This window comes from Leptogranulimonas caecicola (assembly GCF_023168405.1).
GTDB classification, from domain to species: Bacteria; Actinomycetota; Coriobacteriia; order Coriobacteriales; family Atopobiaceae; genus Leptogranulimonas; species Leptogranulimonas caecicola.
In genome coordinates, this window is record NZ_AP025285.1 from 1,092,670 (window position 1) to 1,112,792 (window position 20,123).

At 60.9% G+C, this 20,123-nt stretch carries 18 protein-coding genes; 2 read left to right on the top strand and 16 right to left on the bottom strand.

What is annotated here, in order from left to right; translation table 11 throughout:
- Nucleotides 1-65: 65 nt before the first annotated feature.
- The 16 genes from OR601_RS04820 to OR601_RS04895 form a co-directional block, all read right to left on the bottom strand.
- On the bottom strand, nt 66-563 hold the full coding sequence (locus OR601_RS04820) for a YajQ family cyclic di-GMP-binding protein (RefSeq protein ID WP_265591200.1): 498 nt from the start codon (nt 561-563) through the stop codon (nt 66-68).
- 16 nt (nt 564-579) lie between these two features.
- Nucleotides 580-2,181 (bottom strand): helix-turn-helix domain-containing protein, encoded by a 1,602-nt coding sequence (locus OR601_RS04825; RefSeq protein WP_265591201.1) that lies wholly within the window; start codon nt 2,179-2,181, stop codon nt 580-582.
- Between the two features lie 3 nt (nt 2,182-2,184).
- Complete coding sequence (locus OR601_RS04830; protein WP_265591202.1) at nt 2,185-4,899, bottom strand: FtsK/SpoIIIE family DNA translocase; 2,715 nt, start codon at nt 4,897-4,899, stop codon at nt 2,185-2,187.
- Nucleotides 4,900-4,903: 4 nt separating this feature from the next.
- Nucleotides 4,904-6,568 (bottom strand): ribonuclease J, encoded by a 1,665-nt coding sequence (locus tag OR601_RS04835; RefSeq protein WP_265591203.1) that lies wholly within the window; start codon nt 6,566-6,568, stop codon nt 4,904-4,906.
- Nucleotides 6,569-6,829: 261 nt separating this feature from the next.
- A complete protein-coding gene (locus OR601_RS04840; protein WP_265591204.1) occupies nt 6,830-9,073 on the bottom strand; it encodes a polyribonucleotide nucleotidyltransferase in 2,244 nt (747 codons plus the stop codon).
- Between the two features lie 137 nt (nt 9,074-9,210).
- Entirely contained in the window at nt 9,211-9,489 is a 279-nt protein-coding gene (rpsO, locus tag OR601_RS04845; protein WP_136012636.1) for a 30S ribosomal protein S15, read from the bottom strand.
- A 240-nt stretch (nt 9,490-9,729) separates the two neighbouring features.
- Nucleotides 9,730-10,500 carry a DNA repair protein RecO gene (gene recO, locus OR601_RS04850; protein WP_265591205.1) on the bottom strand — a complete coding sequence of 257 codons (771 nt, stop codon included), beginning with the start codon at nt 10,498-10,500 and terminating at the stop codon, nt 9,730-9,732.
- Nucleotides 10,501-11,709: a GTPase Era gene (gene era / locus OR601_RS04855; protein WP_369945377.1), complete on the bottom strand. Its 1,209-nt coding sequence runs from the start codon at nt 11,707-11,709 to the stop codon at nt 10,501-10,503.
- A gap of 14 nt (nt 11,710-11,723) precedes the next feature.
- On the bottom strand, nt 11,724-12,107 hold the full coding sequence (locus tag OR601_RS04860) for a diacylglycerol kinase family protein (protein ID WP_265591206.1): 384 nt from the start codon (nt 12,105-12,107) through the stop codon (nt 11,724-11,726).
- Complete coding sequence (gene ybeY, locus OR601_RS04865) at nt 12,104-12,667, bottom strand: rRNA maturation RNase YbeY (RefSeq protein WP_265591207.1); 564 nt, start codon at nt 12,665-12,667, stop codon at nt 12,104-12,106. Before ybeY ends, OR601_RS04860 begins: the two co-directional genes overlap by 4 nt.
- A gap of 7 nt (nt 12,668-12,674) precedes the next feature.
- Entirely contained in the window at nt 12,675-13,619 is a 945-nt protein-coding gene (locus tag OR601_RS04870) for a PhoH family protein (protein ID WP_265591208.1), read from the bottom strand.
- 202 nt (nt 13,620-13,821) lie between these two features.
- A complete protein-coding gene (locus OR601_RS04875) occupies nt 13,822-15,222 on the bottom strand; it encodes a MiaB/RimO family radical SAM methylthiotransferase (RefSeq protein WP_265591209.1) in 1,401 nt (466 codons plus the stop codon).
- Complete coding sequence (locus OR601_RS04880; protein WP_265591210.1) at nt 15,219-16,535, bottom strand: DnaJ C-terminal domain-containing protein; 1,317 nt, start codon at nt 16,533-16,535, stop codon at nt 15,219-15,221. Before OR601_RS04880 ends, OR601_RS04875 begins: the two co-directional genes overlap by 4 nt.
- A 143-nt stretch (nt 16,536-16,678) precedes the next feature.
- The gene (locus OR601_RS04885) at nt 16,679-17,791 is read right to left on the bottom strand and encodes a DnaJ domain-containing protein (protein WP_265591211.1); all 1,113 of its coding nucleotides are present in this window, start codon (nt 17,789-17,791) and stop codon (nt 16,679-16,681) included.
- A 182-nt stretch (nt 17,792-17,973) separates the two neighbouring features.
- Nucleotides 17,974-18,519, bottom strand: coding sequence for a glutathione peroxidase (locus OR601_RS04890; RefSeq protein WP_265591212.1), 546 nt, complete (start codon nt 18,517-18,519; stop codon nt 17,974-17,976).
- Between the two features lie 91 nt (nt 18,520-18,610).
- On the bottom strand, nt 18,611-18,868 hold the full coding sequence (locus OR601_RS04895; protein ID WP_265591213.1) for a hypothetical protein: 258 nt from the start codon (nt 18,866-18,868) through the stop codon (nt 18,611-18,613).
- Between the two features lie 14 nt (nt 18,869-18,882).
- On the opposite strand from OR601_RS04895, the gene OR601_RS04900 reads away from it, so the two are divergent.
- The gene (locus OR601_RS04900; RefSeq protein WP_265591214.1) at nt 18,883-19,191 is read left to right on the top strand and encodes a hypothetical protein; all 309 of its coding nucleotides are present in this window, start codon (nt 18,883-18,885) and stop codon (nt 19,189-19,191) included.
- A 336-nt stretch (nt 19,192-19,527) separates the two neighbouring features.
- A complete protein-coding gene (locus OR601_RS04905) occupies nt 19,528-20,058 on the top strand; it encodes a WYL domain-containing protein (protein WP_265591215.1) in 531 nt (176 codons plus the stop codon).
- Nucleotides 20,059-20,123: the final 65 nt, after the last annotated feature.

Sequence of the window (20,123 nt, forward strand, 5' to 3'; positions counted from 1 at the left end):
TCGAGTGAGGCAAGCTCATCTTGAGACTGGGACATATCCACTGCTTTCAGATTAGCGGCCATAGATTAGCGATAGTTGGTGAACTGCAGCGGTACACCGTAATCTGCGTCGCGCATCATGCCGATAACCTGTTGCAAGACATCTTTGGAGGGGCTGGAGACGCGCACTTTGTCGTCTTCTACCGCGGCCTTGCATTTGAGCTTGGCGTCGCGGATGTCCTTGGCAATGCGCTTGGCGGTCTCTTTGTCTATGCCGGTCACAATGCGGCCTACGACGCGCACCGAGCCACCGCTTGCGGCTTGGGGAGCATCCCACTGCACTGCCTTGAGGTCGATGCCGCGCTTGACCAAGCGGCCGCCCAACACATCGATCACTTGACGGGCTACGAAGTCTGCCGGAGCCACGACGGTAATGGTGCCTTCGCTTTTGGCAAGATCGATAGTGGCGCCGGAATTCTTGAGGTCATAGCGCTGAGTCAGCTCACGGGCAGTCTGCTGGTAAGCGTTGTCTACCTCTTGCATGTCCACCTGGGACACGATGTCAAACGATGAGTCCTTAGCCATGATGCTCCTTATAAATCTAGTTGGTGGTGCCAGTGGAGGTGCCGGAGGGCGCAGCAGAAGAGCCAGATCCTGCGCTTCCAGTGCCAGAGGCGGTGCTGCCAGAGCCCGCGCTGCTCGAACTGTCATTACCCGCAGCGGCAGTGCCGCTATCAGAAGTTGAACCCTCCCCGCTCTGGGCCATGCCCTGGGAAGCAGACTCGTCCACTTTGGGACCGTCGATGGTGGCAGTGCCCACGCCTGCAGCGGAGGTGTTGAAGGGCACCGTTTGCCCATTGGCCGTGACGGTCACCTGGGCAGGGTCTGCAGTGCGAACCACCAGCTGGCCGTTAGACACCACATTGAACGTCTTGGTCCAAGGGCCGGTGACGGTTTGTGCCACCTCGTTGGTATCGCCGTTCTTGACCTCCACCCACACGGCTGCACCGTCAGGCACCGATACCTCCACCACTACCGGTTCTGCGGCTTTTTGGGCTGCTGCGGCTGCCGCTGCTGCCGCAGCATCGGCAGAGTTGTCGTTGGCAGGGGCGCCAGAAGTATCATTAGTGGAAGTATCTGCAGAACTGTCAGAACCGCTGTTGGCAGCAGTTTGGGTCTGCTGTGTCTCAGAAGTCTTGGGGGCAGGGTCTGCAGTGCAGCTCCTCACACCAATGACGATGATGACGATGAGGGCTATGGCCACCGCCACAAAGATGGTGGCCATTGTACGTCGCTGGTCAGAAAACCAGGCGCGAATGACATCTCCTACGCTGGCGCTTCCTTGGCTCTGGCCACGAGAGCGAAGATTGGCCTGGGCTTGGCTGGAAGGGCGCCTGCGCACATTGGGGCGCTGCGCCGAGCTTCCCATAGAGCGTGCCGCCTGACGCACCTCGCTGGACGTGGCTTGCCGATAGCTGTCAGAAGCCAGCCCGTAGCGCAGGTCGTCCTCATAGGCATCCTGAGACACCCTGCGCGTTTGGATGGCACCTTCCCCAGCATACCTGCGAGCATCGCTTGCAGCTCGAGAGCTTCTTTGCTGCCGAGAAGCCCGTGGCGCTGGCAATGCAGCTCGTGTGCTGTTGGTGCGGGGCGCACGGGCAGTATAGGGGCGACCCTGGGGGTAGCCCTCTTGGGTGTTTTGTAAGTCGCCGGTGTATTGGCGCAGGTAGCGCTCAGAGTACCCGGCGTTGCGCCCGTTGGTGATGGCCTCGGAGCGTCGAGTGGAACCGTTTCGCAAGCTATGTCCTAATGCTGTGCCTGTAAGAATCGATCCGGCTGGGCCGGCAGAGCCATAGAGGTCGATGTCTGCGCCCTGGCCCCTGCGAGAGCGTCCATGGGCAGGAGCAGCTCCTGCTTCGTAGGGCGCGGTTTTATCGGCAGGAGACACATGCCCATGGGTGTAGGCGTCCAGGTCGTCCTGGAACATGTCGATGACCTCTCGGGGATTGAGCCCCAGATAGCGCGCATAGCTGGAGAGCATGCCCAGCGCATAGCCCGAACGGGGGATGCGCTGCCAGTCTCCCTCCTCAAAGGCCACAATGACCTGCTCTTTGAGCCTCAGGACTCGGGCAGCCTGAGGAATGGTGAGGTTGAGCTGACGCCTACGCTGGGCCAGATACTCGCTAAAACGCGGCTTTGCCACCTGCTATACCTCCCTGTAAAGAGCTTCGGCCTGACGGAGCTCCTCCAGCCCCTCCGGCTGAAGCAGCACGTCACGAGGCTTGGAGCCATTGGGGGGACCCACAATGCCCTTGTGCTCGAGCATGTCCATGATGCGGCCAGCTCTAGCGTAGCCCACCTTGAGGCGCCTCTGGAGGGTGGAGGTGGAACCTAGCTGGGAATCCACGACGATCTGAGCCGCCTCCCATACCAAAGGATCGTCCTCCTCGTCTAGGTCGCTGGCCTCAGAGGAGCCTTCTAGCTCGGCGGGAGCCACGGCAGAGAGCACTTCCTCGTGGTAGTCGGGCTCGCCCTGATCGGCCCAGTAGCTCACCACGTTCTCCACCTCGTCGTCAGAAACGTAACAGCCCAGGATGCGGCGAGGCTTTAAGCCTCCAGACTTGAAGAGCATGTCGCCGTTACCCAAGAGACGGTCGGCGCCCTTCTCGTCCAGGATGATGCGTGAGTCGTTCTTTTGAGCCACCGTGAGGGCGATGCGGCTCTCGATGTTGGCCTTGATGAGGCCGGTAACCACATCTGTGGTGGGGCGCTGGGTGGCCAGCACCAGATGGATGCCAGCGGCACGGGCCAGCTGGGCGATGCGCACGATGGAAGCCTCCACCTCCTTGCCCGAGACCATCATGAGGTCGGAGAGCTCGTCCACCACCACTACCAAATAAGGCATGGGATCTGGCGAGGTACCCTCGTCATCGTCCAAGGCACCCGATTTCACCTTCTTGTTGTAGCCGGCGATGTTGCGCACGCCCGCCTTGGCAAAGATCTTGAGGCGCCGCTCCATCTCGGTAGTGGCCCACTGCAGAGCGCTGGCCGCCTGCTTGGGCTCAGTGACCACAGGCACATAGAGGTGTGGCAAGCCCTCGTAGAAGGTGAACTCCACGCGCTTGGGGTCCACCATGATGAGGCGCAGCTGGTCAGGTGTGGCCCGCATGAGCATGGACATGATGATGGTGTTGATCATGACGGACTTACCGGAGCCCGTGGTACCGGCGATAAGCAGGTGGGGCATCTTGGCCAGGTCTGCCACCACAGGCTTGCCCTCGGAGTCGCGGCCAATGGCAAACTCCAGCGCGCCCCCTTTGGCAAAGGGCACCACATCGCCCAGATAGACGTTGCGACGCTTGCTATTGGGAATCTCGATACCTAGATAGGTGGAGCCCGGAATCACAAAGATACGCACCGATTTGGCGGCCAGCGACAAGGCGATGTCGTCTTCAAGGTTCATGATCTTGCTTACGCGCTCGCCCTCGCCCATCTGGATCTTGAAGGTGGTGACGATGGGGCCGGCCACCCAGCCGACCACCTGGCTGGTGGAGCCAAACTCGATGAGCTTGGCTTGCAGGCGGTCGGCCGTAGCTTGGAGCTCTTCCTCCGAGCTTGCCGTGACCGAGTTGTCCTTGGAAGTATCCAAGAGCGAAAGGGGAGGCAACTCGTATTGCGCAGAATCCTCGCCCGGACGCTTGGGTTTGGCAGGGGCTTTGGCCATGGCGGCCTTGGAGATGCCGCCGGAAGGAGCGGTGGGCTTCTCGGCCGAAAGACCTGCAGACTCCGCGGCGTTCTTGGGCTTTTGAGTGGCAGGCGCCTCTTCCCAGGGAGCCGTGAGATCCAACTGGGGAGTGTCAGGACTGTCCCACTGGTCGACATCGCGGGCATCTGCAGCCTCCTCGTTGCCGAGAAGATCTCCATCCTCTACCAGCGCGTCTTGAGCCTCTTGGGCCTTTGTGCGACGGCGGCGCTGCGGGCGCTTCTTGTCGTGGGAGGCCGGAGTCACCGGCAGCGGCGCGGTGACCGTCTGACCCTCCAGATCCTCCACGGTGTCATGAAGGGCGCCGGGAACCTCATCGGCGGCCATACGGGGATGCTGGTAGGGTTTCTGGGCTTTGTCGCCTCGACGCAACACCGAGGTCTTGCGATTGCCCAGGAAGGTGGTGGCAGGCTCGCCGGACTTGGAGCGGCCGCGGCGAGGTAGAGCGGTAGTGGGGTTCGCGGCCAAGACAGCGGTCCCCTCCCCTGCCGCAGCCCTGGCGGCCCGTGCCTGAGCACGGCTGGTAGCGCGCTCGCTCGCGCGCTCGGCCAGGTGCTCATGGGCAGCGCTGGAGGCGTTGCGGATCTTTGCCACCAGGCCTGAGATGGAGAAACCGCAAATCACAATGCCGGCGATCATAAGGCCTACCAACACGATGAGCGATATGGTGCGACCCAAAAGGGTGAGCAGCACCCAGGCCGCAGCTCCGCCTAGCCATCCGCCGGATGTCTGAGCGATGGCATCGGTAAAGACCATATCCGCATTGGCAGAAGCCAGGCCATCTGGGGTGGCCAGCACAGAGAGCATTGCCAAAAGAGCCACCACAATGAGCGTGAGTCCCAAGGCGATGCGCAGGGAGAAGGGGCCGTCTTGTGGCACAAAGTAGGTGATGGCGTAAAGCAACAGGGCACAGGGAACCAACGGGGCGCCTGCTCCAAAGCCCATCACCAGACCAGTGCGAAAGGCCTGGGCCACCAAGGCGTCGCTAGGGCTCATCAACGCCACCAGCAGCGCCACTGCCAACACGATCAACGCCACTCCGGCGATGTCGTGCCATGCAGAAGGAGCCACCACCGCCTGATGGGCGGCGGGCTTTTGGTTGTGGGTGTTTGTCGGTGCCTTGCGCTTGGGTGCGTTGGATTTGCGTTGCGACGGCATCGAGTTAGACCTCCATCACGACCGGGATGATCATTGGACGGGTGCGGGTTTGCGACCAGAGATAGTTAGACAGAGCACTGCGAACAGCCTTGCGAATAGAGTCTGTGGTGGCCCCAGCCTTCTCGGCAGTACGGTCTACCGTAGCAAATACCGTGCTTTGAGCGCCATCCAGGGTCTCAGGCTCGTCGGCAAAGGAGACGCCGCGGCTGGAGATGTCTACCTCCAGGGCCTTATGAGTGCGGCTGCCCACTGTGACCACGCAGGTCACAATGCCATCGTTGGAGAGCTTCTGGCGGTCGCGCATGACGCCGGTGTCTGCCCCCTGGATGCACATGCCGTCCACGTAGACCACGCCAGACTCCACCGGTGTTCCCAGCTTCACCTGGTGGTTGCGCATCTCCAGCGTGTCACCATTGTCCAACAAGAAGATGCGGTCTGGTTCCAGACCCATGGATTCTGCCAGGGAGGCATGGGCACGCAGGTGCACTGCCTCGCCGTGCACCGGCGCGAAGTAGCGGGGATGCACCATGGCCAACATGAGCTTGAGCTCTTCTTGGCTGCCGTGACCAGAGACGTGCACCAAGGCATTGGACTTGTCAAAGACCGCGCAGCCGATCTTGGAAAGCGAGTTGATGATGGACTGTACCGACTTCTCGTTGCCGGGAACCGGCGTGGCGCTGATGATCACCGTGTCGTTGGGGCCAATGGACAGGGAGCGGTGCTCGCCGTTGGCCATGCGGGCCAGAGCGCTCAGAGGCTCGCCTTGGCTACCGGTGCAAAGCACCACCACCTTGTCATCGGGCAGCTCGTCGATGTCGAAGGCATCCAGGATGTCGTCTGCAGGAATGTTGAGGTAGCCCAGCTCCCGGGCGATCTTGGTGTTGGTCACCATGGAGCGGCCTGTGACCACCACTTTACGGCCCACCGCCACCGCAGCGTCGCAGACCTGCTGCAGACGGTGAATGTGGCTGGAGAAGGAGGCCACAAAGACGCGGCCAGGCGCATTCTTGATGATATGGCGCAGGCTGGCCCCTACCGAAGCCTCAGAGCCCGTGAAGCCCGGGCGAGTGGCATTGGTGGAGTCAGACAGCAGCAGGTCGACGCCCTTGGCGCCGTAGGCGTTGATGGCGTGATAGTCAGGGCACACGCCGTCGATGGGCGTTTGGTCCAGCTTGAAGTCGCCGGTGTGCAACACCGTGCCCTGCGGGGTCTCGATGTAGATGCCCAGAGCGCCGGGAATGGAGTGGGTCATGGCGAAGAAGTTGACACCAAAAGCCCCCATGTCCACATGCTGGCCCGATTGCACTTCGATAAGCTTCTCGTTTTGCAGCTTGTGCTCGTTGAGCTTGCCCTCGATGAGACCCAGCGTCATGCGCGAGGCATAGATGGGCACGCGACGGGTCAGGTCGCGCAGCAGATAGGGCAGCGCGCCGGTATGGTCTTCATGACCGTGGGTGATGACGATGCCGCGCAGTTTGTGCTCGTTTTCCAACAGGTAGGTGTAATCAGGAAGCACCAGGTCGATACCGGGCTGATCGTCATCGGGGAACATAAGGCCTGCATCTACCAGCACCATATCGTTGCCGTATTCGAAGGCGGTCATGTTCTTGCCAATGCCGTCCAGTCCGCCTAGGGGAATTATCTTGAGAGGCGGTTTTTTCTTTGGCATGGAATTACTAGTTCCTTTCTTAATCGCAACCAATGCGAATCTATAAATACGGCCTCTTGGGCCGTTGCGTCACAAATCAATAGCTTCTTATGATAGCCGGGGCCTATGGATTCTCTGTTAACGCCAAAAGCCCCTCTCGCAGATACACAAAAACAGACACCCGCCTGCGCCGGGCAGGCAGGTGTCTTGTCTATGCAGCTTGAAGTCTCAGCGCCCTAAAGGCTGCCGAGAAGCCCACACCCTCGAGGGCTGCACCTTTGGTTAGCCCTCGTGATGACGGCGGAGCTTGCGGGCAGGAGCCTCGTCTTGCCCCTTGGCGCCGCGATCGCCAGGCTTGCGGGTGCGAGGCTTGGGTTTTGAGTCGCCCTTGCGACCGGCGTGCTCGGGCCCCTTGTGACCGTTGCCAGCCGGCGCCTCGGGCTTGTCCAGACGATCCAGGGAGATCTTTCCCTTCTCGTCCACCTCGAGCACCTTGACCTTGACTTCGTCACCCACGTTGAGGACGTCTTCCACCTTGTCCACGCGACCCTGGGCCACACGGGAGATGTGCAGCAGGCCGTCCTTGCCAGGCAGCAGCTCCACGAAGGCGCCAAAGGGCTGAATGCCCACTACGCGGCCCACGTACTCCTCGCCCACCTCGGGCACCTTGACGATGGCCCTGATGCGATCGGCGGCCTCTTCACCGGCAGCGCCTACGCCGGCGATAAAGACAGTGCCGTCTTCCTGGATGTCGATGGTGGCGCCGGTGTCGTCTTGAATGCCGCGGATGACCTTGCCGCCAGAGCCAATGACGTCGCGGATCTTATCGGGAGCGATGTTGAGGGTGATGATGTGAGGAGCGTTGTCCTTCACCTCTTCACGGGGCTGGGGAATAGCCTCGAGCATAGCGGCCAAGATGTGGGCGCGCCCCTCTTTGGCCTGATGTAGAGCCTGCTCCAGGATCTCAGGGGTAAGGCCTGTGGCCTTGTTGTCCATCTGCATGGCGGTGATGCCGCGCTCGGTGCCGGTGACCTTGAAATCCATGTCGCCCAAGAAGTCCTCGAGACCCTGGATGTCAGAGAGCACCACGGTCTTGCCGTTCTCTTGGATAAGGCCCATGGCGATGCCGGAAACCGGGCGCTTCAAAGGCACGCCGGCATCCATCAGAGCCAAGGTGGAGCCGCAGGTAGACGCCATAGAGCTGGAGCCGTTGGACTCCATTACCTCAGAGACCACGCGAATGGTGTAGGGGAACTCTTCCTCGGTAGGGATCACAGGAAGAAGGGCACGCTCAGCCAGGTTGCCATGGCCAATCTCACGGCGCTTGGGAGCGCCCATACGACCGGTCTCGCCGGTGCAGAAGGGCGGGAAGTTGTAGTGGTGGATGTAGCGCTTGCCATCCACAGGCTCGATGGTATCCAGGCGCTGCCACTCGTTGAGCATACCCAGGGTGCATACCGAGAGCACCTGGGTCTGGCCGCGCTGGAAGAGGCCGGAGCCGTGCACCAGCGGCAGATAGTCGCCCTTGACCATGAGGGGGCGAATCTGAGTGGCAGTGCGGCCGTCCACACGCTCGCCGGTCTCTACCACCATCTCGCGCATGGCATGCTTCTCGAGGTTCTTGAGCTCGACGGCGATGGAGCGATGCTCGCTCTCGCGCTCCTCCCCGCTAAACTCGGAGACGATGAGGTCCTTGAGCTCTGCCACCTTGGCCATACGGGACTGCTTGTCCGGGTCTTTGAGGGCTGCGGACATCTCGTCGAAATGGGCGAAGACCTTCTCGTGCACAGCGGCGTTAGGCTCGTCCAGCACATACTCCTTGGGCTGGATGGGGCCGTTGACCTCGACCCACTTGGCGATGAAGGCCTCTTGCTCCGCGCAGAAGGCGGCAATGGCGTCCTGGCCAAAGGCCATGGCGTCCAGCATGTCTGCCTCGCTCACCTCGTCGCCGGAAGCCTCCAGCATAGAGATGAAGGTGGAGGTGCCGGCAAGCTCCAGGTCGAGGTCGGAGTTGTCGCGCTCCTCATAGGTGGGGTTCACCAGATACTCGCCGGTGTCGCGGTCGCGACCCACGCGCACGCAGGCCAGCGGTCCCTCGAAGGGCACACCGCCGATGGTAAGGGCGGCGCTGGCTGCCATGACGCAGATGGTATCCACAGGATCTACCTGGTCTGCGACGAGAGGCATAGCCACTACCTGGACCTCGTTGCGGAAGCCGTCAGGGAAGCTGGGGCGCAAAGGACGGTCGATCATGCGGGCGGTGAGGGTGGCCTTCTCGGAAGGGCGAGCCTCACGCTTGAGGTATCCGCCGGGAATGCGGCCCACGGCATACATCTTCTCGATGTAATCCACCGTGAGGGGGAAGAAATCAAAATCTTTGCGTTCCTTGGACACCACGGCGGTCACGAGGACCTCAGAATCGCCTTGACGCACAATGCACGCACCGGTGGCCTGCTTGGCGAGCTCGCCGGACTCCAGCGCATAATGTTTGCCATAGAGGTCAAACTCGTGGGTGACTTTGGTCATGTACTACCTCTCGATCTCCACCTGCCCCTTGCAGGCGGTTCCGCTTTGGCCGCTCGCAGGCGGCTCAGGACACTTGTATGCAAGTACCCTTCCATATAAAAAGGAGCGCCTTGAAAGCGCCCCTTAATTCCCGCTTCTTACTGGATATTGTCGCGAATACCCAGGCGACCAATAAGCTCACGGTACTCGTCGATGTTGTTGCTCTTGATGTAAGAGAGCAGACGACGACGCTTACCAACGAGCATCAGCAGGCCACGACGAGTGTGGAAGTCCTTCTTGTGGGACTTCATGTGCTCGGTGAGCTCGCGGATGCGGTCGGTCATGATGGCGACCTGCACGGGAGCAGAACCGGAGTCCTGGTCGTTCTTGCCAAACTCACGGATGAGCTCAGCCTTGCGCTCCTTAGAGATGGTCATAGGAATCACCTTTCTTAAGAAAGATTCGCCTCGAACTGGAACGCTCGCCGGTGACGCGAAGCGCCAAGTAGGAGGTAGGGACCCAAAGAGAGTACCACGTTTAGTGCCGCACATCTCGCAGCGGCTAAATCCCCACATCCCCTGGGAGTTAACTGAAGTGCTGGGGAGAAGCGGTAGCAAAAGGTCGACGGCACGCAAGAACGTTGCCGACCGTCCCGCGCGCAACCTCTCGGCTGCGCCTTAGACTCCCCGCAAAAACTCGAAGGCCTTGAGGCGAGCGTCCAGATGGGTAGCAGCCCAAAGATGCGCCTGCTCCAGCAGCAGAGACGCAGTATCCAAGCTGGCCGGCTGAGCCAAAAGATCGTCGAACGTGAGGCTCACCAGCGCTTCGATCCAGCCCAAAAGCGCAGGGTCCGCCAGTTGGGCTCCGGCCACGTCGCGTGCACACGACTCGCAGAGGGCGCCTCCGGCGGCTACCGAGAAACGCGTCACCTGCTCGTCGCCACATTCGATGCAGTTGGAAGTCTCCGGTCGCCACCCCTCATGGGAGAGCGCTTTGAAGGTGTAGGCAGCAACCACCTCGAACAAGAGTGCCTGCCGCTCTCCCTCCCCTTCCAGCTCTTGAACCTGAGCAAGCGCCAGCAGGCTCCGCGCAAAGAGGCCATAGAGATAAGGGTCTGGCGACTCCTCGAAACTCACCAGGCGCGTAACCGAGCAAATTGCCGCAGCTGCCTCCGAGGCATCCGGGTCATAGGCGATCTTTGCCCGGGCATCGGTAAGGGAGGCCTCGCACACCACATCCAGCGTGCGCCCTTTGGCGATGAGGTACTTTCCTTCCGAGAAAAGCTGCGTGCGGCCTGCCAGCTTTCCCGTGGGCTTGCGCGCCCCCTTGGCCACAGCGCGCACCAGGGAGCCGTCCGAGGAAAGCAGCGTCAGGATAAGGTCTGCCTCCCCGAGCTTCACTCGGCCGATGACGGTGGCCACCACCGGATAGGTGCGTGCCCTCGCCACCTAGGCCTCCGCGTTGTAGCCAAAGCGGCGGATGGCTTCCTCGTCTTTGCGCCAGGAGGGCTTCACCCGCACCTCCAGGTCCAAAAAGACCTGGGCGCCCAGCCATTGCTCGATCTCCTTGCGGGCTTGGGTGCCTATGCGTTTGATCATGGAACCGCCTTTGCCCACCAGGATGCCCTTTTGGCTGTCGCGTTCCACAAAGATGGTGGCTTTGATGGAGGCATGGCCCTCGTCTCGCCACTGGATGGAATCGCAGAGCACGCCTACGGCGTGGGGCACTTCCTGGCGGCAGTTGAGCAGCACCTTTTCGCGCACAAACTCAGACACCTGCTCGGAGTCCGTGGCGTCCACCGGCATATCCTCCGGGAACCAGCGCGGCCCGTAGGGCAGATGCTCGATGACCAGCTGGATGAACGCCTCGGTATTGAAGCCCTCCTGAGCCGAGGTCACCAACACATCGTCAAAGGTGGCCATGGCTTGTGCAGCCTCGATTTGTGCCTGCACTTGTTCCGGCGTGGCGAGATCCGCCTTGGTGATCACCAGCAGGCGCACCGCCGAGCTGGCGTTCACATGGGAGGCCACCCAGGCATCTCCGGTGCCGGCAGGCTTGGTGGCATCCAAAAGCATGGCCACCACGTCCACGTCTGCCAGCTCCCCCAAGGCGGACTTGTTGAGCTCCTCTCCCAAGGCATCCTTGGGCTTATGCAAGCCGGGGGTATCCACGATGACCACTTGGGCGCCTGGCCTGTTGACGACCGCCCTCATGCGCCGGCGCGTGGTTTGAGCCACCGGGCTTGTGATGGCGGCGTGCGCCCCCAGGCAGGCGTTGAGCAGCGTGGACTTGCCGGCATTGGGGCGACCCACCAGCGCCACGAAGCCGCTGCGAAAATCATCGGGCAAGCTCGCCATGGGAGCCGGAGCCCCAAACTGCTGCATCAGCAGCAGCTCTTCCTCATCCAGATCCAGGTCTTCGTCAGCCTCTAGCTCCACATCGCCTGAGGAGGCGGCGTCGTCTGTTCCAGCCACCAAACCCTGCTCAATGGCCCCAGCGGCTGCAGCCACCTGAGGGCCGTCCTTCTCGGCAGCGGCAGTTTCTAAATCAAAATCTTGTGAGGACGAGGGAGCTGTCACCACGTCGCTCCTTTCTGCGAGATGAATGGGGGTAAAGCCGGGCTCATGCCGAGAAACCCGGCCATGAGCGGCTGCCATAACCGTCTTGTGCCCTACCCAAAGAGGCGCAGGGCGGCGTTTACAAAAATCACGACTCCCATGATGCCCACCAGGGTGCTCAGGATGTAGACGGCTGCAGCTGCCACATCCTTGGCGTGGCCGGCCAGGGTGTTGTACTCAGGGGACACCAGGTCGACGATGGTCTCGATGGCAGTATTCATGAGCTCGGCGGAGAGCACGGTGCCGCAGCCCAAAAGCAGGCAGCCCCATTCTCCGGGAGTGCACTGGAGCGCGAAGCCCATGACCACGGAGAAGATAAAGCCGCCCACCATGATTTTGATGTTGCGCTCGGTGGTGAAGGCGAAGGCGAAGCCCTGGATGGCGAAGGCGAAGCTTTTGAACAGCGTGGGATGGTTCTTGTCTGAGCCGGGAATCATGGGGAGACCCTCCCCTCCTGGGACGGGGAGCCCTGAGGCTCTGCGCCTGCCGCCACCTGCGGGTCATGGCGATGGCGCGTAGTGGGGGCAGAGAACGCCGGCTGCCCCGACACCTGCGCCAACAGGGCGTCTTCCAAAGGCTCCATGACGGCAGCGTCTTCTTCTGTCATATGGTCGTAGCCCAAAAGATGCAAAAGGCCGTGGATGAGCAGAAGACGGGTCTCCTGAGCTGGGCTGTTGTTAAAATGAGGCGCCTGCGCTGCGATGAAAGCTGGGGCCAGCGCAATGTCTCCCAAAGAGCACGGCTCGTCGGGGGCCAGATCTGGGTCGTCCGGGCGCTCGCACTCTACCGAGATGACGTCTGTTGATCCTTCGACCCCGCGCCACTGGGCGTTAAGGTCTGCCATGGCATCATCGTCTGCGACGGTCACGTCCACCAAACACAGGCGTTCCACCTGCTCGTGAGCAAGCACCGCCTCAAAGATGGAAGCGACTTCATCCCAGCTCACCGCCAAAGGCGCTGCATCGGGCAGCTGGTTGACAGAGATCTCCACGGCCATAGCGGCTTCACGCTCCCTGACGTTCGTAGGCATCCACGATGCGGCCCACCAGGCTATGGCGCACCACGTCGGTGCGATCGAGATCGCAAAAGGCGATGCCCTCGATGCCTTCGAGCACGCGGCGCGCACTCTCAAGACCGCTTTTACCCAAGAGGTCCCGTTGGGTTGAGTCTCCGGTAATCACAAAGGTGGACCCAAAACCCAGTCGAGTGAGAAACATCTTCATCTGCTCGGGCGTGGTGTTTTGCGCCTCGTCCAAGATGACGAAGGCGTCGTTTAAGGTGCGCCCACGCATGAAGGCTAAAGGAGCAATCTCCACTACCCCTTGCTCGATGAGGGTATGGCTCTTCTCGGCATCCAACATATCAAAGAGCGCATCATAGAGCGGGCGTACATAGGGGTCGAGCTTCTCCTCCAGCGTGCCCGGCAGATAGCCCAAAGACTCGCCGGCTTCCACCACCGGGCGGGTGAGCACGATGTGGGAGACCTCTCGACGCTTGAGCGCTGCCACGGCACAAGCCATGGCCAGGTAGGTCTTTCCTGTACCTGCAGGACCCTGCACAAAGGTGATGGTATGGGAGAGCAGCGCATCCACATAGCGCTGCTGGCCTGCGGTTTTGGGGCGCACAGGCTTGCCGCGCTGGGTAGTGAGGATGTCGTTTGCCCCGGCGCGCGGCGCAGGCGTTCCCAAAGACGCCTGGTCCAAGATGATGTCCACGTCGGAAATGTCTGGAGTCTCGCCCGAGAGCACGGCGTCTATCAAGCGCGTGAACACACGCACCATGGCGTCAACCTCGTCTGGCTCGCCCACCAGGGTGATATGGTTGCCCCGCACCGCCACCGAGGCGCTCGTCTTCTCTTCGATATGTCGCAGCAGGCTGTCAGCCGGCCCCATGAGCCGGCACACATCCACCGATTCCGGAATGCTCAAACGCAGCGTAGTGGGCTCCACGTTCCTCCCCTGAATGCACAGATGCGCAATGGCTACAAATACCGGACGCTCAAGGGCGCCCTTGGGGCTTCTATGGTAGGTCAAAGCGGCCTTAAGCGCTTGCGCTGTCTTTGTAAGCTCCAGGCCCTCCTTGCCGAGAAGCCCATGCCTCAGAAGCCGTCTTTGCCGGCTTCTGCCCCAACATCAGCCGAGCTAGAGGCTTCTAGGCTGTGGCGCTGCGCCCGTCCAACTGACCTGAGGGCAGAAGGCTGTGAGGCGCCACCTTCACAAAGGAACCAGGGGCAAAGCCTGCGCCTGAATCCACCAACACCTCTGCAAGGCCGCCAGTGATGGCGCGGCCAGGACGCTCGATAAACGCCAGCTCCTGCCGGCCAATACAGCTCGCAAGGTAGGAGGTGCGGCTTTGGCGGGCCATCTGGCGCATAAGGCGCGAGCGCTCATGGGCCACCTGAGGATCCACCTGATCTGGGGCAACGGCGGCTGGGGTTCCTGGGCGCTTGGAATAGCGGAAGACATGCATGTTGGCATAGTCCATGGAACGGCAAAACTCCAGGCTTTGGTTGAACTCCTGGGCCGTCTCCCCAGGGAAGCCCACGATAAGGTCGCAGGCCAAGGCAAGGCCCGGCACCAACTCGCGCGCCCGCTCAACGATGGCGCGATAGCGAGCCGTGTCGTAAGGTCTGCCCATGCGAGCCAATGTGGCGTCGCAACCAGACTGCAGAGGCAGATGCAAGAAGGGCGCCACACGCCCGCTGGAGTCGCCCATAAGGCGCAGCAGATCGTCAGAGAGCTCCACCGGCTCCACGGAACTCAGACGGATGCGTCCTACCTTGGTTTTAACAAGCAGCTGATCTAGCAGGCCCGCAAGGCCAATGCCCCCGTCATAGCGGCCAAGATCGATACCGGTGAGTACCACCTCGCCGGCACCTTGCTCCACTGCCTGACTCACCGCAGCCACCGCCTCATGCGGCGACAGCGAGCGTGCAGGCCCGCGCGCTTTCCATACGATGCAATAGGTGCACCGATTGTCGCAGCCATCTTGGATTTTGATGCCCGGCCGCATGCGGCCTGTAGGCGTCACCGTGCCCTGAGCTTCTGAAGTCACCGGGAGCAACGAGCTGTCCACGGCGATTTGAGAAGCGCTGGCAGAGGGTGCAGATTCGTGCACCTGCAGGCTGCCCCCAGGCCTATCCTGCAAACCCTTTCCTGCCCCTGCAACGGCATCAGCCAGACCCAGGCGTCCTGCCTCTGCCAAGACACAGGATGCCACCTGCGTCTTAAGAACTTCGACTTGCATCTTTTCGCCCAAAGACGCTACTTCGTCTGCAAAGAGCGTAGCCATGCAGCCGGTAGCCACCACGCTCTGCACCTGAGGGAGCGACGCATAGTGGCGCAGAGACTTGCGGGCTTTGGCCTCAGCCTCGCCAGTGACCGCGCAGGTGTTCACCACCACGATGGAGGCTTCGTCCTCGCCCACCAGCTCGCAGCCTGCCTGCTCCAGAGAAGCGGCGATGGCATCGAGTTCTGCGCGGTTCACCCGGCAGCCCAGGTTTTTAAGGGCCACCTTGAGCGGCTTGACCCCTTTGTGCTGCGCCGCCGTCACGAGCGCTTCTTCTTACGCTTGCCAAAGGGCTTGGGGCGCGGCTTCTTGCGGCCAGAGGCGCCATCTCCCCCAAAGAGCGAACCCTGTTCCTCATCGCCAAAGAACGACGAGGACTCAGAATCTGCCTGGCGGGAAGGCTGGGGCTTCTCGGAAGCAGGGGCAGTAGAAGCACCTGCAGCCTGCTGGTCTTGGGCGAAGGTCTCGTCCAGCAGCGACTGGGCGGTGTCAGCGGTGGAAAGGCGGCTGCCGCGCTCCAGAGCCACAGCCTCCAACTGTTGGGTTTGCGCTGGCGTGAGGTCCTTGGGCACCGTGAGGTTCACGATGCATACCAGGCTTCCGCGCTGGGAGGGATTGTAGAGATTGGGCATGCCAAAGCCAGGCACCCGTACATGGTCTCCAGGCTGTGTACCTGCGGGTATGTTGACCTCCACCTGCTCGTGGGGCATGATGCCCTCCATAGTGAAGGTGGCGCCCAACATGGCCTCGAAGCAATCGATGTCGACGGCGCAGATAAGGTCGTCGCCCTGGCGCACCAGGTCTGGCTGCTGGGCCACCTCGATGCGCACGATGAGGTCGCCCGCCCTGTCGCCGCGCACACCAGCCTCGCCGGCGCCCTCGATAGAGAGCTGCATGCCTGAGGCCACGCCCGCCGGAATATGCACTGTCACCTTTTCATGGGACGGCGTGCGGCCCTGGCCGTCGCAAGTCTCGCAGGGATGCTCGATGACCTGGCCGGTGCCGTGGCACTCCGGACAGGTGGACTGGGTTTGCATGCGACCCAAAATGGTGTGCTGCCAGCTGGTGACCACGCCAGTGCCGCCGCATTCGGGGCAGGTGACGGGGGCAGAGCCATCGGCAGAGCCGGTGCCGCCGCAGTCCTCGCAAGGCGCCAGCCGATCATAGGTAATGGTGCGGTCTAGGCCGGTGGCCGCCTCTTGCAGCGTGATGGTGAGCGTCACCGACATATCGCGGCCTCGCGTGCGCACCCGCCCGGCTCCGGCGGCCCCTCCCCCAAAGAACTGGGAGAACAGGTCGCTCATGTCGAAGCCGCCGCCAAAGAAGTCATCCATGCCGCCAAAGCCCGCCGGGCCGTCGGCAGTGCCATAACGATCGTAGTTGGCGCGCTTGGTCTCATCGGACAGCACCGAGTAGGCCTCGTTGAGCTCTTTGAACTTTGCCTCGGCATCGGGATCATCCGACACGTCCGGATGCAGCACGCGCGCCTTCTTCAAAAACGCACGCTTGATAGTCTTGGCGTCGGCATCGCGCTCGACGCCGAGCACCTCGTAGAAATCCCTTTGCGACTCTGCCACGGTAGACCTCAGACCTTTCATCCCTCGAGGTAAACCCTACATTGTTGGCAGCCGTTCCCGCTGCCGAGAAACCCTCGCCCCAGGCGCTTGCCCCCTTTGGATGAAATGCAAGCGAACCTGAGGCGAAAGGCGTGCGTTACGTGCTAGAAGCGCATGGCCGCCCGGCCCGCGCCCTGGGCGCAGCTGATCATGAGCGTCATGAAGAGCGCCAGCATGAAGCCGTTGGAAAGGCCGGCCACCACATGATTGCCGGCGTTCTTCCACCAGACGGAGTTATGCTTGGCAAGGCCTCCGCGCACCACCATGAAGAGACCCATGACAAGCGGCACAGCGATGATGAGGCTCACTGCGCCCAGCACCTGGAAGAAGAGTCCCATGGCGATGAAGGGCAGCGCAAAGCCAATGAGCTGGAAGCCCATGGCGCTCTCTGGCGCCAGGCGCTCTGCAGGAATGCCTACACGCACCAATAGATCGCCTGTCTTGCCGCCATTGGTGCCCGCATTGCCCATGCCGGGCACGCGGATCATGTCGCCATCGTGGGAGTCGGCAGGAATGTCTACCACTGCCTCGCTGGCAGAAAGGATGCGGCCGGTGCCCTTGCATCGATGGCAAGGATCCGCCACCACTTTGCCGGTGCCCTCGCACTCAGGGCATTGCACGCGCATAGCGCCAAAGCCCATACCGCCAAAGACTGCCGAGAGATCGACATCGATAGAGCCTTTGCCATGGCAGGTGGGGCACACCTTGGCGTGCTCGGACTCTTCCGAGCCAGTGCCATGGCAGACGTCACAGACTACGTAGCGATCGTAGGTGATGCCGCGGCGAGTGCCTGTCGCAGCGGTCTTGCTATCCAGTTCGATGTCATAGACGACGTCTGCGCCGGAGCGGGGATTATAGGCAGTGGCCCTGCCGCGCTGGGCGCCAAAGCCTCCAAACCCCCCGAAGCCGCCAAAGGGCATGCCGCCATAGCCGCCAAAGCCTCCGCCAAAGGGAGACTGGGGAGCACTGGATGTCGAAGAGCCCATGAAGGGTGCACCCGATCGCATGGCATCGTAGCGGCGCCGCTTGTCCTCGTCTGAAAGCACCGCGTAGGCCTCGGAGACTTCTTTGAACTTCTCCTCTGCATCCGGCGCCTTGTTCACGTCTGGATGGAGGGTGCGGGCTTTCTTTTGAAATGCTTTACGAATCTCCTCTGTTGTGGCGTCTGAGGAGACGCCAAGGATTTCGTAGTAGTTCTTATCGGTCATCGCAGACATGCGGTGAGAACTCCTGTCGTCGAGTCAAGCCACGATATTATTCCGTGGCACAAACGTTCGCAATCTCATATCTTAGCGCGAACGACGCAGATTTCTCTGGGCATCATGGTTTGTGCGCAAACGTGAAGCGCCCGAGCTCTCATGAGCCCGAGCGCTAAGAGATGCATTAGCAGTTGTCGATGTTAGAGGACTTCTTTGACTGCCTCTTCTACCAGCGCCATATCTACCGTGGGCTCGAAGCGGGCCACCACGTTGCCGTCGCGATCTACGAGGAACTTGGTGAAGTTCCACTTGATGTCGTCGTTGTCTGCGTAGTTAGGATCGACGTTCTCTTTGAGGTAGTTGTCCATGAAGTCGGCCTTCTCGCCGGTGAAACCCTCGAAGCCCTTCTGCTCTTTGAGGAAGGCATAGAGGGGCAGCTGGCCTTCGCCGTTGACCTCGGACTTCTTGTACTGCTGATAGGGCGTGCCAAAGGTCATGGTGCAGAACTCGTGGATCTCGTCGTCCGAGCCGGGCGCCTGGTGGCCAAACTGATCGCAGGGGATGTCGATGATCTCGAGGCCCTGCTCGTGATAGTTGTTGTAGAGGTTCTTGAGGTCCTCGTACTGCGGGGTGAAGCCGCAGCCCGTAGCCGAGTTGACGATAAGCATAGGCTTGCCCTCGAACTCGGAAAGGCTTACTTGAGTGCCGTTCGGCTTCTCAATAGTGAAATCATAAATGGTAGGCATAGGTTGCTCCTTTGTTGGAGTGTCTTGTAGTCTGCGCCTATTCCTACCCATGCAGTGGGATTTTGAGTACGGAGAAGGCAGAAAGCTCAAGTTAAACAAATAGATCTTTATGGCTGATCCATATCCTGCCGAGAAGCCCACCCCCCCCCTCATCAAGGACTACGTTTGCAACATACTTCCCTTTTCCTATGCCGAGATCTTGAAGCGCATCTTCAGGAGAAGAGAAACCGGCTTCTTTATCAACCAGATTGTTACCCCTGCCATAAGACCAGAACCATCCGTCATCGTCTTTTACGATGGTATAGAGATTGCCCTTATAACCCCTATGTGTGTATACAGCATGATCCAAATCACCATCTACCGTTGGAGCATGACTATGGGCTTCTGGTCTCAGAGGACCAATACGAGAGCGACCATGCCCACGCCAACGCGCTGCAACGGCTGCGCTGTGACCTGGTGACGCTTAACAAGCTGTTCGCCCGTCGAGATTCGCTGACTCATCCAGATGCTGAGCCTCATCGCACGGTCACCACCACGCCTCAGGGGCAGAATTGCTATACCTACCACGTGGAGCGGCCCTTCTCGGCAGAAGAAGCGTTTATATTGGCCAATGCGTTGGCACACTCGCGCCTAGCCGACTCCCAGGAAAAAGAGCAGCTTCTGGAAAAGTGAAGTCCCTCCACTACCGAGAAGACCATCGCCCTATAGCCCCTTGCATTACTTATAGGCCCAGGCCGGAGGCTTCGGCAGCTCTGCTGACGAATTATCGTGCGGTGGCGCGGGCGGTGGACAGGCTGAACGAGATGGGCAACCGCCGAGGTGGCAAGCTGGCCCCTATCTCGCTTATCTACGGGACGCTGGGCCGGATTTTGATTTGGTGGCGCAACCTAGGCAAGGCTGCTTGCTAGAGTGCGAATTACTGCCCATCGCGGTGCATGAGGATCGCGGGCGCTACTACATGAGCTCCCGGTTCATCGATCTGGGGGAGACCCCAGAAGGCCCCGCTACGTGGTGCACAATGATGGCTATTTGAACTATCGACTGGATCGCATCATTCCCGAGAGCATCAAAGATTATGCCGATGAGGGCTGCCCCGGCATGCTGCCCTATCGCCTGACAGATCCTGCGCCCCAGAAACGCGCCGGCCTCACCGAGCAGGAGCTTTTTACACTGGAAGCCAGTTACGAGATGTATGCTACCTCGGATCCTCTGCGCCTGGAGCTCGAAGCCGAGGGCCCCGTACTCAAAGCCATTGCCGACGCCTTTAACCCAGACAGCGAGGATTCTCCCCTTGCCGATAAGAAATCCGTCCGCAAGCTGCCAGATGGCAAGACTCGTATTGAGGTACCGGTTTCAGATGGCGCCGTCCTCATGGGACGTCTGGCAAGCTTTGGGCCTTCTGCCCACGTGGTAGGTGATCGCAGGCTCAAGGAGACTTACGTCCGCTTTTTATGCAATGTACTGGGCGCCTACGCTGACGATCCCCAGGTAGGAGAAGAAGTGAGAGCTTGGGCGAGAGGTGCTATTGACGAAGGATAAGCGATCAAAATAGCGCACCTTCGGTTTATAGGACAGATAGTGTGCTGTGATAAGGGGTGTTGACC

Bases quoted from the DNA above. Each gene is read 5' to 3' on its own strand.
- OR601_RS04820 (WP_265591200.1), bottom strand. From the start codon at position 563: ATGGCTAAGGACTCATCGTTTGACATCGTGTCCCAGGTGGACATGCAA.
- OR601_RS04830 (WP_265591202.1), bottom strand. From the start codon at position 4,899: ATGCCGTCGCAACGCAAATCCAACGCACCCAAGCGCAAGGCACCGACA.
- OR601_RS04835 (WP_265591203.1), bottom strand. From the start codon at position 6,568: ATGCCAAAGAAAAAACCGCCTCTCAAGATAATTCCCCTAGGCGGACTG.
- OR601_RS04840 (WP_265591204.1), bottom strand. From the start codon at position 9,073: ATGACCAAAGTCACCCACGAGTTTGACCTCTATGGCAAACATTATGCG.
- rpsO (WP_136012636.1), bottom strand. From the start codon at position 9,489: ATGACCATCTCTAAGGAGCGCAAGGCTGAGCTCATCCGTGAGTTTGGC.
- era (WP_369945377.1), bottom strand. From the start codon at position 11,709: ATGGCAGCCGCTCATGGCCGGGTTTCTCGGCATGAGCCCGGCTTTACC.
- OR601_RS04860 (WP_265591206.1), bottom strand. From the start codon at position 12,107: ATGATTCCCGGCTCAGACAAGAACCATCCCACGCTGTTCAAAAGCTTC.
- ybeY (WP_265591207.1), bottom strand. From the start codon at position 12,667: ATGGCCGTGGAGATCTCTGTCAACCAGCTGCCCGATGCAGCGCCTTTG.
- OR601_RS04885 (WP_265591211.1), bottom strand. From the start codon at position 17,791: ATGTCTGCGATGACCGATAAGAACTACTACGAAATCCTTGGCGTCTCC.
- OR601_RS04890 (WP_265591212.1), bottom strand. From the start codon at position 18,519: ATGCCTACCATTTATGATTTCACTATTGAGAAGCCGAACGGCACTCAA.